Consider the following 14,401-nt stretch of genomic DNA (forward strand, 5'->3'; position numbering starts at 1 on the left):
AGTTCGCGGCGGTACAGGATGTTGACCGCGCCCTGGGCGCCCATCACGCCGATCTGCGCGGTGGGCCATGCGAGGTTGAGGTCGGCGCCGAGCTTCTTGGAGCCCATCACGATGTACGCCCCGCCGTAGGCCTTGCGGGTGATCACCGTCAGCTTCGGCACCGTGGCCTCGGCGTAGGCGTAGAGCAACTTCGCGCCGCGGCGGATGATGCCCTGGAATTCCTGGTCCTTGCCSGGCAGGAAGCCKGGSACGTCCACCAGSGTGATGATGGGGATGTTGAAGGCRTCGCAGTGSCGGACRAAGCGGGCRGCCTTTTCCGAGGCGGCGATGTCCAGGGTGCCGGCGAACTGCATCGGCTGGTTGGCCACAATGCCCACGGTGTGGCCCTCGACGCGGCCGTAGCCGATGATCACGTTCGGCGCGTAGAGCGACTGCATCTCCAGGAAGTGCGCGTCGTCGACGATCTGCTCCATCACCTTGCGCATGTCGTAGGGCTGGTTGGCGGAGTCCGGGATCAGCACGTCGAGGGCGAGATCGTCGTCGTCGAGCTCCAGCTCCTGGGAGTGCTCCAGTACGGGGGCCTCGGCGAGGTTGTTGGAAGGCAGGAAGTCCAGCAGTTCGCGGACAAACTCGACGGCGTCGGCCTCGTCGGCGGCCAGGTAGGTCGAGGTGCCCGTGTTGGCGTTATGCTGGCGCGCGCCGCCCAGGGTTTCCATGTCCACGTCCTCGCCGGTGACGGTCTTAATCACGTCCGGGCCGGTGATGAACATGTGCGAGGTCTTGTCCACCATGACCACGTAGTCAGTCAGGGCGGGGGAGTAGGCCGCGCCGCCGGCGGAGGGGCCCATGATGAGCGAGATCTGCGGGACGACGCCGGAAGCGTGGACGTTGTTGCGGAAGATGTCCGCGAACATCGCCAGCGAGGCGACGCCTTCCTGGATGCGGGCGCCGCCGCCGTCGAGGATGCCCACCACGGGGCAGCCGTTGCGCAGCGCGAACTCCTGGACCTTGACGATCTTCTCGCCGTTGACCTGGCTGAGTGAACCGCCGTAGACGGAGAAGTCCTGGCTGTAAACGGCCACGGGGCGCCCGTCCACGGTGCCGTAACCGGAGACCAGGCCGTCGCCCAGCGGTTTCTTCTTTTCCATGCCGAACGCGGTGGACCGGTGCACGGCGAGGGCGTCGAACTCCACGAAGGAGCCGGCGTCGAGCAGCAGGTCGATGCGCTCGCGGGCGGTGCCCTTACCGCGGGCGTGCTGCTTGGCGATCGCTTCCGGGCCGGAGGGCTGCTCGGCACGGGCCTGGCGGTCGCGGAAATCGGCAATCTTTCCCGCGGTCGTGGTCAGATCGTGGCTCATCAAGTGTCTCCGGCTCTGTTGTTCTTGCGGTTGTTCGTCACGGCCGTCGCTGGCCCGTGCGGGCCGCTTAGGTGGAATCCACACAAAAACAAGGCCGTGCTGGCAAGTCTAGTGACGGTAATCGTCCGCGCCGCTGTAGAAAACCTACAATTTTCGTTCCGACCCCCGCCGGGCCCGCCACGGGTCCGACCCCGCGGCAGGGGATGTTACCGGCCAGTAACATCGGCTAGGATGTGCTTATGACTTCAAGCAACGACGCTTCGGGCACCTCCCCGCAGTCCCACTGGCAGGGCCCCTACCAGGCCTCGGCTTCGCTCCAGGGCCGCACCATCCTGATGTCCGGCGGCAGCCGCGGGATCGGCCTCGCGATCGCCACCCGCGCCGCCCGGGACGGCGCCAATATCGTGCTGCTGGCAAAGACCGGGCAGCCGCACGCCAAGCTTGAAGGCACCGTCTACTCCGCTGCCGAGCAGATCGAGGCGGCGGGGGGACAGGCGCTTCCACTGGTGGGCGACGTGCGCAACGACGCCGACGTCGCCGGCGCCGTGGCCGCCGCCGTCGAACGCTTCGGCGGGATCGACATCGTCGTCAACAACGCCTCGGCGATTGACCTGTCCAAGACCGACGGACTGGACATGAAGCGCTACGACCTCATGCAGGACATCAACGTCCGCGGCACCTTCCTGCTCAGCAAGCTCGCCCTGCCCGCACTGCGCGAGTCCGACGCCGGGCAGATCCTCACGCTCTCGCCGCCGCTGAACCTGGACCCCAAATGGGCCGGCATGCACCTGGCGTACACGATGGCCAAATACGGCATGAGCCTGACCACTCTGGGGCTGGCCGAGGAACTCAAGGTCGACGGCATCAGCGTGAACTCGCTCTGGCCCTGCACCCTGATCGACACCGCGGCAATCCGCAACATGCCCGGCGGCGAGCAGATCGTCCGCGGCGCGCGCGGCCCGCAGATCATGGCCGACGCCGCCCACGCGGTGCTGACGGCCAGCAACGCGATCCCGGAGTCCGGCAGTTGGAGCGGGAACTTCTACACCGACGAGCAGGTGTTGGCGGCGGCCGGGGTCACGGACTTCGCGCCATACAGCCTGGGCGCGCCCGAAGGCCAACTGGTTCCTGACATTTTCCTCTGAGTCCGGGCGGCTTTCCAGGGTTCAGGGGAGGCCCGTGCCGCCGAATTTCCCCACTTTTGCGGGCCCGACGCCGGAAGGCCGCGGCGTTTCGGCCCGACCCGCCGGTGAGGGTGCCCACAGTTGGGGAAGTTCCGCCGGGCCGGCGTCCGGCCCGGCTCCCGGTGACCGGTTCCTCGGTAGGATTCAAGCATGGAAGCCGCGCAGCAGACACCGGACCGTCCGCCCCTGGACCAGGGCGCCCTTAGTGACGCCGCGTTCCTGACCGCCAGCGGCATACCGCAACTGACCGTGGTGGAGTCCACCGGCTCCACCAACGCGGACCTGCTGCGTGGCGCGACCGTGGACCCGCGGGCCTGGCCGGACCTCTCCGTACTCACGGCCGAGTACCAGAGCGCAGCCCGCGGCAGGCTGGACCGGCTTTGGGAAGCTCCGGCCCGCAGTTCGGTCTCCGTTTCGATCGTGCTTCGGCCGGTCAACGCCGAGGGCCGGCCGCTGCCCACGCAGTGCTATTCCTGGCTCTCGCTGCTGGGCGCCCTGGCGTTGCGGGAAGCGCTGCTGGACACGGCGGGGATTCCGGCCGAGCTCAAATGGCCGAACGACGTGCTGGTCCGCGGAAAGAAAATTGCCGGAATCCTGGCGCAGCTGGGCCCGATGGGCGACGGCGCGGTGCCCCCCGTTGTGCTCGGCACCGGCCTCAACGTCACCCTCACCCGGTCCGAACTGCCCGTCCCCACCGCCACGTCGGTGCTGCTGGAACAGGCCGCCACGGTGGACCGGACCACCCTGCTCAAGAGCTATCTCTCGCGTTTCGCGACCCTTTACCGCAGCTTCTGCAACGCCGACGGCGACCCTACCGCGGGACTCGCAGGCGGCCCCTCCCTGCACCACCGGGTGGAACACGCCCTGACCACCCTCGGGAAACAGGTCCGGGCCCACCTCCCCGGCGACAACGAGATCATCGGGCATGCCACCCGGTTGGACGAGTACGGCTCCCTGTTGGTGGTGGACTCCGGCGGGCACGAACACGTGGTCACCGCCGGCGACGTCGTGCACCTGCGCCCCTGGACCCCGCCGGGCGAGGCCGGCAGCGGCGAAAGCGGCTATGCGTAAAGAGCTTCTCCCGGGCGAGCAAGTGATTGTCGTGACCCGCCCCCAGCCCCGGAAGCTGATTGCTCCGGCCCTGCTGTTCATCCTGGTTGCCGCCCTGGCCGCCTACGCCAGCGCCTGGATTGTAAAAGGCGGCCCGGCCAAACTCGTCCCGCTCATCACGCCGGACTGGACGCCGTGGCTGATCGGCGGCTGCCTGGCGCTGGCGGCCTGGGTCGTGGTTGCCTACTGCCTGCCCAAAGCGGTGACCTGGCAGGCCAGCCGCTACATTCTGACCAGCCGCCGCTTGGTGGCCCGTTACGGCATGTTGCGACGGCGTGACCAGCAAGTTCCGCTGGCCGCCGTCCATAATGTGTTCATCGAACAGACGCTGCTGCAACGGACCCTGCGCTCGGGGACTATATCCTTGGATACCGGGTACCCGTCCAGCACGGTGATTCCGGATGTCCCCGAGGTGATGACGTTCCGGAACTTCATCCTCGACGCGATCGACGAACTTCCGGAGGGCGACCTGCTTGAGGTCGACGACACGGTGCACGGCTCCGGCGAATGGCCATGGGACATGAGGGAAGGTGGAAGTGATGAACGCTGACAACGCGCACCCTGACACCGGACTCCTGGCGGCGGCTCCTTCCGAGCTCCCCGAAGCGGCCTTCGACGAGTCCGCCCTCGAAGCGGCAGTGCCGGACGACGCAGTACCGAATGGCGCAGTGCCGGACGACACAGTGCCGGCCGACACAGTGCCGGACAATGCAGAGCCGGGTAACTCAGCGCCTGCCACCGGAACCATGTCCACCGACCGCCTCGCCGCCAGGGCGCTGGAGCAGCGGCTGCTAGGCGGTGAGCGAAAGCTCCGCCGTCGCGAGGTGGCTGCGGGTGCCGGGGTCTCGCTGCTGTCCGCACGGAAACTCTGGCGCGCGCTCGGCTTCCCCAACCTGGGCGACGAGGACGTCGCCTTCACGGAGCGCGACCAGGCCGCGCTGAACACGATCGTGGACCAGGTCCGCACCGGCAAGCTCACGGAGGAAGCGGCCATCTCGGTCACCCGCGCGATCGGCCAGATGACCGACCGCATGGTGGTCTGGCAGATCGAGGCCCTGGTGGAGGACATGGTCCACCAGCAGGGTGTCACCGACGCAGTGGCCCGCAAGCGGCTGGTCGACCTCTTGCCCTCCCTGGTGGACGCGCTCGAGGAAATACTGGTCTACTCCTGGCGGCGCCAGCTGAACGCCGGGGTGCAGCGCCTCGCCGTCCGCGCCGAGGCCGGACTGGCCTCCAGCGAAGAAGGCCGCGAAGGGGACGAGGACGACGCCCCCTTGCCGCTCGCCCGCGGTGTCGGCTTCGCAGACCTGGTCTCCTACACCAGCCTGTCCCGCCGGATGAACGAAAAGACGCTCGCCCAGCTGGTGCAGCGCTTCGAAAACAAGTGCGCCGAGATCATTTCCGTCGGCGGCGGACGCCTCGTCAAGACGGTCGGCGATGAAGTCCTCTACATCGCCGAAACCCCCGCGGCCTGCGCCGAGATATCGCTGGCCCTTTCGCAGGCGTTCAACGAAGACGAGATCCTGCCCCAGGCTCGGGTCGCCATGGTGTGGGGCCGGATCCTTTCCCGGCTTGGTGACATTTACGGGCCCACCGTGAACCTGGCCGCCCGGCTTACATCGCTGGCCGATCCGGGGACCGTGCTGGTGGACTCCATGACGGCCGCCGCCCTGGAAAAGGATGAACGCTTCGTGCTGGTGCCCCGGCCCGCGGAGAATGTGCGCGGTTTCGGCGAAATCCTCCCCTTGGAGCTGCAGCGGGGCCGTGGAAAGGGCCTGGTCCTGGACTAGGGAGCAGCAGCGAAAGCGCAGCCCCACCATGGACTATTCGGCGTGGAACGCCGCCTGTCGGCGCAGGAACCGGTACTATCCGGGTAGCGCATGCGGACACCAGCGGACGGCATCCGCACCGCACTGGCAGCCGGAGGGTAGCAGCGTACCGCCCCGGATCCACGGTGCACCTCGGTGACCGCCCCTTCTATCTAGGACAGGCATGACATCCCAGCCGGCTTCCGTTCCTCCCCCCGGATCTTCCCCGGCCTCGCCCGGAACCTCCTCCAATCAAGCCCCCGGCGGTGCCCCCGGCGGTGCCCCCGGCGGTGCCCCCGGCGGTGCCGGGAGCGGTGCAGGTAGCCTGCGGCTGAATTTCGGCTGCGGCACGGACCGCGGCCTGCGCCGTGAAACGAACGAGGACTCCTTCATCGCCGCCGACCCGGTGTTCGCCATCGCCGATGGCATGGGCGGTCACGAGGCCGGCGAGATCGCGAGCGGCATCTGCGTACGCACCCTGGCCGAACTGCCCCAGGTGGCCACCGGGGGGAGGGACGCCACCGCCGCCGTCGTCCAGCAGTATCTGCTGCAGGCCGACGCCGGCATCCGCGAGGCCACCGGCTCCCGCGCCGGCACCACCCTCTCCGGCGTCATCGTGGTCGAAGAGCAAGGTGTTTCGAACTGGCTCGTGCTGAACATCGGCGACTCGCGCACCTACCGGCTCAACCAGGGCAAGCTCAGCCAGGTCAGCGTGGACCACTCCGAAGTGCAGGAACTCGTGGATGCCGGCGAGATCACCCCCGCCGAGGCAGCAGTCCACCCGCGCCGCCACGTCGTGACCCGCGCACTCGGCACCGGTGACGAGACGGACGCCGACTACCGGTTGCTGCCCATCGAGGACGGCGACCGGATCCTGGTCTGCTCGGACGGGCTCAACGGCGAACTCGACGACCAGCACATCTCCCGGATCCTCGCCGCCGAACCCGACCCGCAGGCGGCGGTGGACGAGCTGATCCAGGCTGCCCTGCGCAGCGGCGGCCGCGACAACGTAACGTGCATCGTGGTGGACGCCCGCCGGGAATCCTGACCGGACAATGTCGGGGATCTGAGGCAGGATAGGTCTGTGAGCACAGCGAAGACCGCAGCAGGTACCGACGTCCACAGCCCTGCCGGGGAACTGGTACCGTCCGAGGCCGTGCGCGAAGAGTACGAAGTCCTGGTCGAAGAGGTCCGCAAGCACCGCTTCGCGTACTACCAGGAGGACACCCCGATCATCTCCGACGCCGAGTTCGACGAGCTCTTCCGGCGGCTGGAAACCATCGAGGCCATGCACCCGGAACTGGTGGCCAACGATTCCCCCACCCAGGAAGTTGGCGGCGAGGTGTCCGCGGCCTTTGCCGCCGTCGAGCACCTGAGCCGGATGTACAGCCTTGAGGATGTGTTCTCGCTCGAGGAGCTCGAAGCCTGGATCGCCAAAGCCGAGGCCGGCGTCGCCAAGCTCGGCAACGGCGGCAACCCGCCGTCGTGGCTCACCGAGCTCAAGATCGACGGCCTGGCCGTSAACCTCCTTTACCGCGACGGCGTGCTGGTTCGGGCGGCCACCCGGGGCGACGGCACCACCGGGGAGGACATCACCCACAATGTCCTGACCATCAAGGAAATTCCGCAGCAGCTCAAGGGCGAAAACTTTCCGGCCGAGATGGAAATCCGCGGCGAAGTGTTCATCCCGTCCCAAGCCTTCGCTGACTTCAACGAGGCGCTGATCGCCGCCGGCAAAGCACCGCTGGCCAACCCGCGCAACGCCGCTGCCGGGTCGCTGCGGCAAAAGGACCCGGCGGAGACCGCCAAGCGTCCGCTCAAGATGTATGTCCACGGCATCGGAGCCCGCGAAGGCCTGGCCACGCTCAGCCAGTCGGACACGTACCGCCAGCTCGCCGACTGGGGTCTGCCCACCAGCCCGTACTTCGAGGTGCTGCCCGGCCTGCCGGAGGTACTCGAGTTCATCCGGCGGTACGGGGACAAACGGCACAGCCTCAGCCATGAAATCGACGGCATTGTGGTCAAGGTGGATGACCTGGCCACCCAGCGGGCCCTCGGCTACACCACCCGCGTGCCGCGCTGGGCAGTGGCCTACAAGTACCCGCCCGAAGAGGTCAATACCAAGCTGCTGGACATCGCCGTCAACGTGGGCCGCACCGGCCGGGTAACCCCCTACGGCGTGATGGTGCCGGTCAAGGTGGCCGGCTCCACGGTCGAGATGGCCACCCTGCACAACCAGGAAGTGGTCAAGGCCAAGGGCGTCAAGATCGGCGACATCGTGGTCCTGCGCAAGGCCGGGGACGTCATCCCCGAGATCGTCGGCCCGGTGCTGGCCCTCCGCGACCAGCAGGACCCGCCGGTCCGCGACTTCGTGATGCCCACCGAATGCCCGGCCTGCGGCACGCCGCTCGCCCCGGCCAAAGAAGGCGACGTGGACATCCGCTGCCCCAACGCCCGGTCCTGCCCCGCGCAGTTGCGCGAACGCGTCTTCCATCTGGCCGGCCGCGGCGCCTTCGACATCGAAGCCCTCGGCTGGGAAGCAGCCATCGCCCTGACCCAGCCGGCCGAGCCGGACGTCGCGCCGCTGACCAGCGAGGCAACGCTGTTCCGGCTCACGCCCGAGGACCTCGCCGGGGTCCGGATCCGCCGCGAGAAGCGGACCAAGGGCGTGGCGACCGGCGAGTTTGAACTCGTGCCGTACTTCTACACGAAGGGCACGGCCAAGACCCCGTCCAAGCCGACCGCCACCACTGACAAGCTCTTCAGCGAACTGGAAAAAGCCAAGACCCAGCCGCTGTGGCGCGTCCTCGTGGCGCTGTCCATCCGACACGTCGGCCCGCGTGCCTCGCGCGCCCTGGCCACCGCCTTCGGCACCATGGACGCAATCCGGCAGGCCTCCGAAGATGAACTCGCCAACGTCGACGGCGTGGGGCCGGTGATTGCGGTGGCACTGAAGGAGTGGTTTGCCGAGGACTGGCACCGCGAAATCGTGGATACTTGGGCGGCCGACGGCGTCCGGATGAAGGACGAGCGCGACGAGTCCACCCCGCGGACCCTCGAGGGCCTGACCGTGGTGGTTACCGGCAGCCTGGAAGGTTTCAGCCGGGACGAGGCCAAGGAGGCAATCCTGGTCCGCGGCGGCAAGGCGGCCGGCTCCGTTTCGAAGAACACCAGCTACGTGGTGGCCGGCGAAAATGCGGGCACCAAACTGGACAAGGCCGAACAACTGGGCCTGCGGGTCCTGGACGAGGACGGCTTCCGCGCTTTGCTCGCCAGCGGGCCGGCCGGCGTCGACGGGGCTGCGGTCCCGGGCGGTCCTGCCGCCACGGACGGCGGGACCGAGGTTCCAGCCGAGGGAGCAGCTGAGGCCATGGCCGAGGACGAGGGCGAAGACCACCAGGAGGCCGCCGAGTGACTACCGACTCGGCCGATTTCCCCGAACCGGCAGCGTTCCTTGACCTGGCCCGGCAGGCAGCAGCAGCCGGCGCCGCGGTGCTGGCCGGCCGGAGTGCCGCCGCGCTGGACGTGAGCAACAAAGGCGACTCAGGGGACTGGGTCACCGCCTTCGATCTCGCGGCCGAGGCCGCCGTCCGCGAGGTCATCACCGGGGCGCGGCCCGCGGACACGATCACGGGGGAGGAAGGCGGCACCGTGCTGCCGGACACTGTGAGCGGCTTCCGCTGGTCGGTCGACCCGCTCGACGGCACCACCAACTTCATCCGCAATATCGTCTACTACGGAACCTCGGTGGCGGTGGCCGGCCCCGACGGGGCCTGGCTGGCCGGCGTCGTCCACGCCCCGGCGCTGGGACGGATCTACTACGCCTCCCGCGGCGCAGGCGCATGGCTGGAAGAGAACGGCGAGCGCACGCCGCTCAACGGCCCGGTGCCGGACCGGACCGGCCAACTCCTCGCGACCGGCTTCAGCTACGACCCCGGGGTCCGGGCCGAGCAGGCCGCCGGACTGGGCAGTCTGATGGACGGCTTCGCGGACGTCCGCCGGCTGGGATCCGCCGCGCTGGACCTCTGCCTCGTGGCCGACGGCACCCACGACGCGTACGGCGAACGCGGCCTGAACGAACACGACTTCGCCGCCGGCGCCCTGATCGCGGAGGAGGCCGGCTGCTGGGTCCGTCGTCCCCGGCTCACCAGCGTGCTCGACGGCGGCCCCACGGATGAGGAGCGGCTCGCGGCGTGGACCTGCGCCGGCCCCCTGGAACTCTCCGGCAGATTCCCGCTCTGACCGCAGACGCCCACGGAAGGTGCCCCGCCGCCGGGGGGCCTGATAGCTCCATCACGGAAACCGCCCGTTGTCGGGCAGCCGTGAGCTGCGCCCGTACCATGGATAGGTGCATTCGCAGATCCTCATACGCCCCGCCGTCCCGACCGACTACGACGCCGTCGCCCGCATCACCCGCGACGCCTACCTGGCCGCAGGCTACTTCGGGGACGCGGACCACCCCTACATGCAGCAGATCCAGAAGGTCGCCCAGCGGCACGAGCAGGCGACCATCTGGGTGGCGGAACGTGATGGCAGGGTCGTCGGCTCGGTAACGCTCGCGGTCGCCGGCGAACCCTATGCGGACATCGCCCAGGCTGACGAGCTCGAATTCCGGATGCTCGTGGTGGACCCCGGCGTGCAGCGCAGCGGCGCCGGCAAGGCGATGGTCCAGGCCATCATCGAACACGCAAGGTCCCTTCCCGGCATTACCGGGGTGGCACTCACCACCGGCCAGACCTGGGAAAGCGCTCACGGCCTGTACCGGAAGACCGGCTTCCGGCGGGTCCCCGAGCGCGACTGGTTCGTTCCGGACACGGACATCTTGCTGCTCGTCTACCGCCTGGACCTCTAGCGCCGCCCGGCCGCCCGCGTCTAAAGGCCCGACGGCGGCCGGCGGAGGACCAGGAGAGCGCCTCGATCCCGGTGCCGGCCGGATGGACGCCACGCCGCTCCGGTAGGGTTTCCAACGAGAGCACCATCCCTGACACATGCTGGAAACAGCACGAGTCCAGCTGGAGGTTCCATGGCACCGCACATTCCCCACACCATCGACGAGAAGCTGCTCGGCCTGTATCTGTCGGACCACCTAAGCGGCGCCACCGCCGGCCTCGGCAGGATCCAACGGATGGCCAAGGACTTCACTGACACACCGGTCCACGCCGAACTCGCGGGCCTCGCTGCCGAGATCCGCGGGGAGCGTGAACTGCTGCACGGCCTCATCCACGAGCTGGGCATCCGCCAACGCCCGCACCGGCAGGCCGCCGCCTGGCTGGCAGAGCATGCCGGCCGGCTGAAACTCAACGGCCGGCTGCTGAACCGCTCGCCCATGACCCTGGTCCTGGAGGTGGAACTGATGCGGGCCGCCGTCCTGGCCAAGATCGGCGGCTGGCAGACGCTGGAGGAGCACGCCCTCGAACTAGGGCTGGAGCCGTCCGCGTATGCCCGCCTCACCGCCCAGGGGCGACAGCAGATCGAAACCCTGGACCGCGTCCATGAACACGCCCGCAGTAACGCCTTCCGCAAGCACGGCGACATCACCGGCTGACGGCGCCTGGCCGGCGCCTGGCCGGCCGCGGGCCGGGCGCCGGGAAGTAGCAGCAGGCGAACCCACGTAGACTGGGACGGAAAATAATCCGAACCTTGCAGGGGAGATCCATGGCTGCGATCAACCGCGACGACGTCGCGCATCTCGCGCGTCTCGCGCACATCGAGATGAGTGCTGAAGAGCTGGACAGGATGGCCGGCGAGCTCGCCGTCATCGTGGAATCGGTTAAGTCCGTTAGTGAAGCCGCCGGCGATGAGGTCCCGGCCACGTCGCACCCGATCCCGCTGACCAACGTGTTCCGCGAGGACGTCGTGGGCCACACGTTCACGGCCGAACAGGCACTCTCCGGGGCCCCGGACGCATTCGAAGGCCGTTTCAAGGTCCCGGCAATCCTGGATGAGGACTAAGACATGACTGAAACCCACACCGAGCTGTTCCGCCTCTCCGCAGCCACGCTCGCCGAGAAGCTCGCCGCACGCGAGGTCACCGCCGTCGAGGTCACCCAGGCACACCTGGACCGGATCGCGGCCGTCGACGGCCAGGTCCACGCCTTCCTGCACGTGAACGCCGAGGAAGCCCTCGCCGTCGCCGCCGAGGTGGACGCGATCCGCGCCGCCGGCGGCGCCGCGGCCGAGGAACTGCACGTGCTCGCCGGCGTGCCGATCGCCGTCAAGGACCTGATCGTCACGATCGGCCAGCCCACCACGGCCGGCTCCAAGATCCTCGAAGGCTGGCACAGCCCCTACGACGCCACAGTGGTGGAGCGCCTCCGCGCAGCCAAGATGCCGATCCTGGGCAAGACCAACCTGGACGAGTTCGCGATGGGTTCCTCCACCGAGCACTCCGCGTTCGGCCCCACCCGCAACCCCTGGGACCTGGACCGCATCCCGGGCGGCTCGGGCGGCGGCTCGGCTGCCGCCGTCGCGGCCTTCGAAGCTCCGCTGGCCCTCGGTACGGACACCGGCGGATCCATCCGGCAGCCCGGCGCCGTGACCGGCACCGTCGGCGTCAAGCCCACCTACGGCGGCGTGTCCCGCTACGGCGCCATCGCGATGGCCTCCTCACTGGACCAGATCGGCCCGGTCTCCCGCACGGTGCTGGACTCGGCGCTGCTGCACCAGGTGATCGGCGGCCACGACCCGCGCGACTCCACCTCGCTGCCGGACCCGCTTGAGGACCTTGTGGCCGCGGCCCGGACCGGCAACGTCGAGGGCATGAAGATCGGCATCATCAAGGAACTCCACGGCGAGGGCTACCAGGCCGGCGTCGAAAACCGCTTCAACGAGGCCCTTGAACTGCTCAAGGGCGCCGGCGCCGAGATCGTCGAGGTCTCCTGCCCGAACTTCAAGTACGCCCTCGGCGCGTACTACCTGATCATGCCGTCCGAGGCCTCTTCCAACCTGGCCAAGTTCGACGGCGTCCGGTTCGGCCTGCGCGCGCTGCCCAAGGACGCGCCGCTCACGATCGAACGCGTCATGGCCGCCACCCGCGCCGCCGGCTTCGGCGACGAGGTCAAGCGCCGCATCATCCTCGGCACCTACGCGCTCAGCGCCGGCTACTACGACGCCTACTACGGCTCGGCCCAGAAGGTGCGCACCCTGATCCAGCGCGACTTCGACGCCGCGTTCGCCCAGGCCGACGTGCTGATCTCCCCGACGGCGCCCACCACCGCGTTCAAGCTCGGCGAGAAGCTCAACGACCCGCTGGCGATGTACCTCAACGACGTCGCCACCATCCCGGCCAACATGGCCGGCGTCCCCGGACTGTCGCTGCCCGGCGGCCTCGCCGACGAGGACGGACTGCCGGTCGGCGTCCAGCTGCTGGCCCCAGCCCGCCAGGACGCCCGGCTGTACCGGGTCGGCGCCGTGCTCGAGTCGCTGCTCGAGGCGCAGTGGGGCGGACCGCTGCTGGACCGCGCTCCCTCCCTGACGGACCCATCACTGACGGATGCCGCCAACACCCTTGCGAGCCACGGAGGTTCACACTAATGACTGACGCAACCCTCAGCTTCGAAGAGGCGATGGAGAAGTACGACCCCGTCCTGGGCTTCGAGGTCCACGTGGAGCTCAACACCAAGACGAAGATGTTCTCCTCCGCCCCGAACATCTTCGGCGACGAGCCGAACACCAACGTCAACGAGGTGGACCTCGGCATGCCCGGTGTGCTGCCGGTGGTGAACAAGACCGCGATCGAGTCCTCGATCAAGATCGGTCTGGCACTGAACTGCAAGATCGCCGAGACCTGCCGCTTCGCCCGGAAGAACTACTTCTACCCGGACACTCCGAAGAACTTCCAGACCTCCCAGTACGACGAGCCCATCGCGTACGACGGCTACCTGGACATCGAGCTTTCCGACGGCACCGTGTTCCGCGTCGAGATCGAACGCGCGCACATGGAGGAGGACGCCGGCAAGCTCACCCACATGGGYGGYGCYGCCGGCCGYATCCAGGGYGCSGAYTACTCCCTGGTGGACTACAACCGYTCCGGTGTCCCGCTGGTCGARATCGTCACCAAGCCGATCGAGGGCGCCGGCAGCCGCGCCCCCGAGCTGGCCAAGGCCTACGTCGCCGCGGTCCGCGAGATCGTCAAGAACCTCGGCGTCTCGGACGCCAAGATGGAGCGCGGCAACGTCCGCTGCGACGCCAACGTCTCGCTACGCCCGCACGGCCGCGACCGCTTCGGCATCCGCTCGGAAACCAAGAACGTCAACTCGCTGCGCGCCGTCGAACACGCGGTCCGCTACGAGATCCAGCGGCACGCCGCCGTGCTGGACTCCGGCCAGCCCGTCATCCAGGAAACCCGGCACTGGCACGAGGACACCCGCTCCACCACCTCGGGCCGGCCGAAGTCCGACGCCGACGACTACCGCTACTTCCCGGAACCGGACCTGGTCCCGATCGTTGCCTCGCGCGAATGGGTCGAGGAGCTCCGGGCCACGCTGCCCGAGCCGCCGGCCGCGCGCCGCAAGCGCCTGCAGGCCGACTGGGGCTACTCGGACCTGGAGTTCCGCGACGTCGTCAACGCCGGCGTCCTGGACGAGATCGAGGAGACCATTGCCGCGGGCGCCACCGCCACCGTGGCCCGCAAATGGTGGATGGGCGAGATCGTCGGACGCGCCAAGAACGCCGACGTCGACCCGGGCCAGCTCGGCGTCGAGCCGGCCACCATCGTGGAGCTGAACCGGATGGTCGAGGACGGCAAAATCAACAACAAGATGGCCGCCGAGGTCCTGGACGGCGTGCTCGCCGGCGAGGGCACCCCGGCCGAAATCGTCGAGCAGCGCGGCCTCGCCGTGGTTTCCGACGACGGCCCGCTGCTCGAAGCCATCGATGCGGCCCTCGCCGCGCAGCCGGGCGTCGCGGACAAGATCCGCGGCGGCAAGCTGCAGGCCATCGG

At 68.7% G+C, this 14,401-nt stretch carries 13 protein-coding genes; 12 read left to right on the forward strand and 1 reads right to left on the reverse strand.

Features of this window, described 5'->3' with window-relative positions; all coding sequences use genetic code 11:
- Positions 1–1,358: acyl-CoA carboxylase subunit beta (locus AB4Y86_RS02115; RefSeq protein ID WP_441399784.1), on the reverse strand; the 1,358-nt coding region annotated here is incomplete at its 3' end.
- A gap of 239 nt (positions 1,359–1,597) precedes the next feature.
- On the opposite strand from AB4Y86_RS02115, the gene AB4Y86_RS02120 reads away from it, so the two are divergent.
- The 12 genes from AB4Y86_RS02120 to gatB all read left to right on the forward strand — a co-directional run.
- Positions 1,598–2,503, forward strand: a complete 906-nt coding sequence (locus AB4Y86_RS02120) for an SDR family oxidoreductase (protein ID WP_441399785.1) — start codon at positions 1,598–1,600, stop codon at positions 2,501–2,503.
- A 189-nt stretch (positions 2,504–2,692) separates the two neighbouring features.
- The gene (locus tag AB4Y86_RS02125; protein ID WP_441399786.1) at positions 2,693–3,613 is read left to right on the forward strand and encodes a biotin--[acetyl-CoA-carboxylase] ligase; all 921 of its coding nucleotides are present in this window, start codon (positions 2,693–2,695) and stop codon (positions 3,611–3,613) included.
- Entirely contained in the window at positions 3,606–4,202 is a 597-nt protein-coding gene (locus AB4Y86_RS02130) for a PH domain-containing protein (RefSeq protein WP_441399787.1), read from the forward strand. The genes AB4Y86_RS02125 and AB4Y86_RS02130 overlap by 8 nt, the downstream gene beginning before the upstream one ends.
- The gene (locus AB4Y86_RS02135) at positions 4,192–5,442 is read left to right on the forward strand and encodes an adenylate/guanylate cyclase domain-containing protein (RefSeq protein WP_441399788.1); all 1,251 of its coding nucleotides are present in this window, start codon (positions 4,192–4,194) and stop codon (positions 5,440–5,442) included. Before AB4Y86_RS02130 ends, AB4Y86_RS02135 begins: the two co-directional genes overlap by 11 nt.
- Positions 5,443–5,785: 343 nt before the next feature.
- Entirely contained in the window at positions 5,786–6,508 is a 723-nt protein-coding gene (locus AB4Y86_RS02140) for a PP2C family protein-serine/threonine phosphatase (RefSeq protein WP_441399796.1), read from the forward strand.
- A gap of 36 nt (positions 6,509–6,544) precedes the next feature.
- A complete protein-coding gene (ligA, locus tag AB4Y86_RS02145; protein ID WP_441399789.1) occupies positions 6,545–8,875 on the forward strand; it encodes an NAD-dependent DNA ligase LigA in 2,331 nt (776 codons plus the stop codon).
- Positions 8,872–9,702, forward strand: a complete 831-nt coding sequence (locus AB4Y86_RS02150; RefSeq protein ID WP_441399790.1) for an inositol monophosphatase family protein — start codon at positions 8,872–8,874, stop codon at positions 9,700–9,702. The genes ligA and AB4Y86_RS02150 overlap by 4 nt, the downstream gene beginning before the upstream one ends.
- A 106-nt stretch (positions 9,703–9,808) precedes the next feature.
- Positions 9,809–10,312 (forward strand): GNAT family N-acetyltransferase, encoded by a 504-nt coding sequence (locus AB4Y86_RS02155; protein WP_441399791.1) that lies wholly within the window; start codon positions 9,809–9,811, stop codon positions 10,310–10,312.
- A gap of 171 nt (positions 10,313–10,483) precedes the next feature.
- Positions 10,484–11,005: a hypothetical protein gene (locus AB4Y86_RS02160; protein ID WP_441399792.1), complete on the forward strand. Its 522-nt coding sequence runs from the start codon at positions 10,484–10,486 to the stop codon at positions 11,003–11,005.
- Between the two features lie 110 nt (positions 11,006–11,115).
- On the forward strand, positions 11,116–11,412 hold the full coding sequence (gene gatC, locus AB4Y86_RS02165; RefSeq protein WP_441399793.1) for an Asp-tRNA(Asn)/Glu-tRNA(Gln) amidotransferase subunit GatC: 297 nt from the start codon (positions 11,116–11,118) through the stop codon (positions 11,410–11,412).
- A 3-nt stretch (positions 11,413–11,415) separates the two neighbouring features.
- A complete protein-coding gene (gatA, locus tag AB4Y86_RS02170; RefSeq protein WP_441399794.1) occupies positions 11,416–12,993 on the forward strand; it encodes an Asp-tRNA(Asn)/Glu-tRNA(Gln) amidotransferase subunit GatA in 1,578 nt (525 codons plus the stop codon).
- Positions 12,993–14,401 (forward strand): Asp-tRNA(Asn)/Glu-tRNA(Gln) amidotransferase subunit GatB (gene gatB, locus AB4Y86_RS02175; protein ID WP_441399795.1); only part of this gene is annotated, 1,409 nt, incomplete at its 3' end. The genes gatA and gatB, both read left to right, overlap by 1 nt.

The sequence above is a fragment of the Arthrobacter sp. 2YAF22_2 genome (assembly GCF_052114645.1).
Lineage (GTDB): Bacteria > Actinomycetota > Actinomycetes > Actinomycetales > Micrococcaceae > Arthrobacter.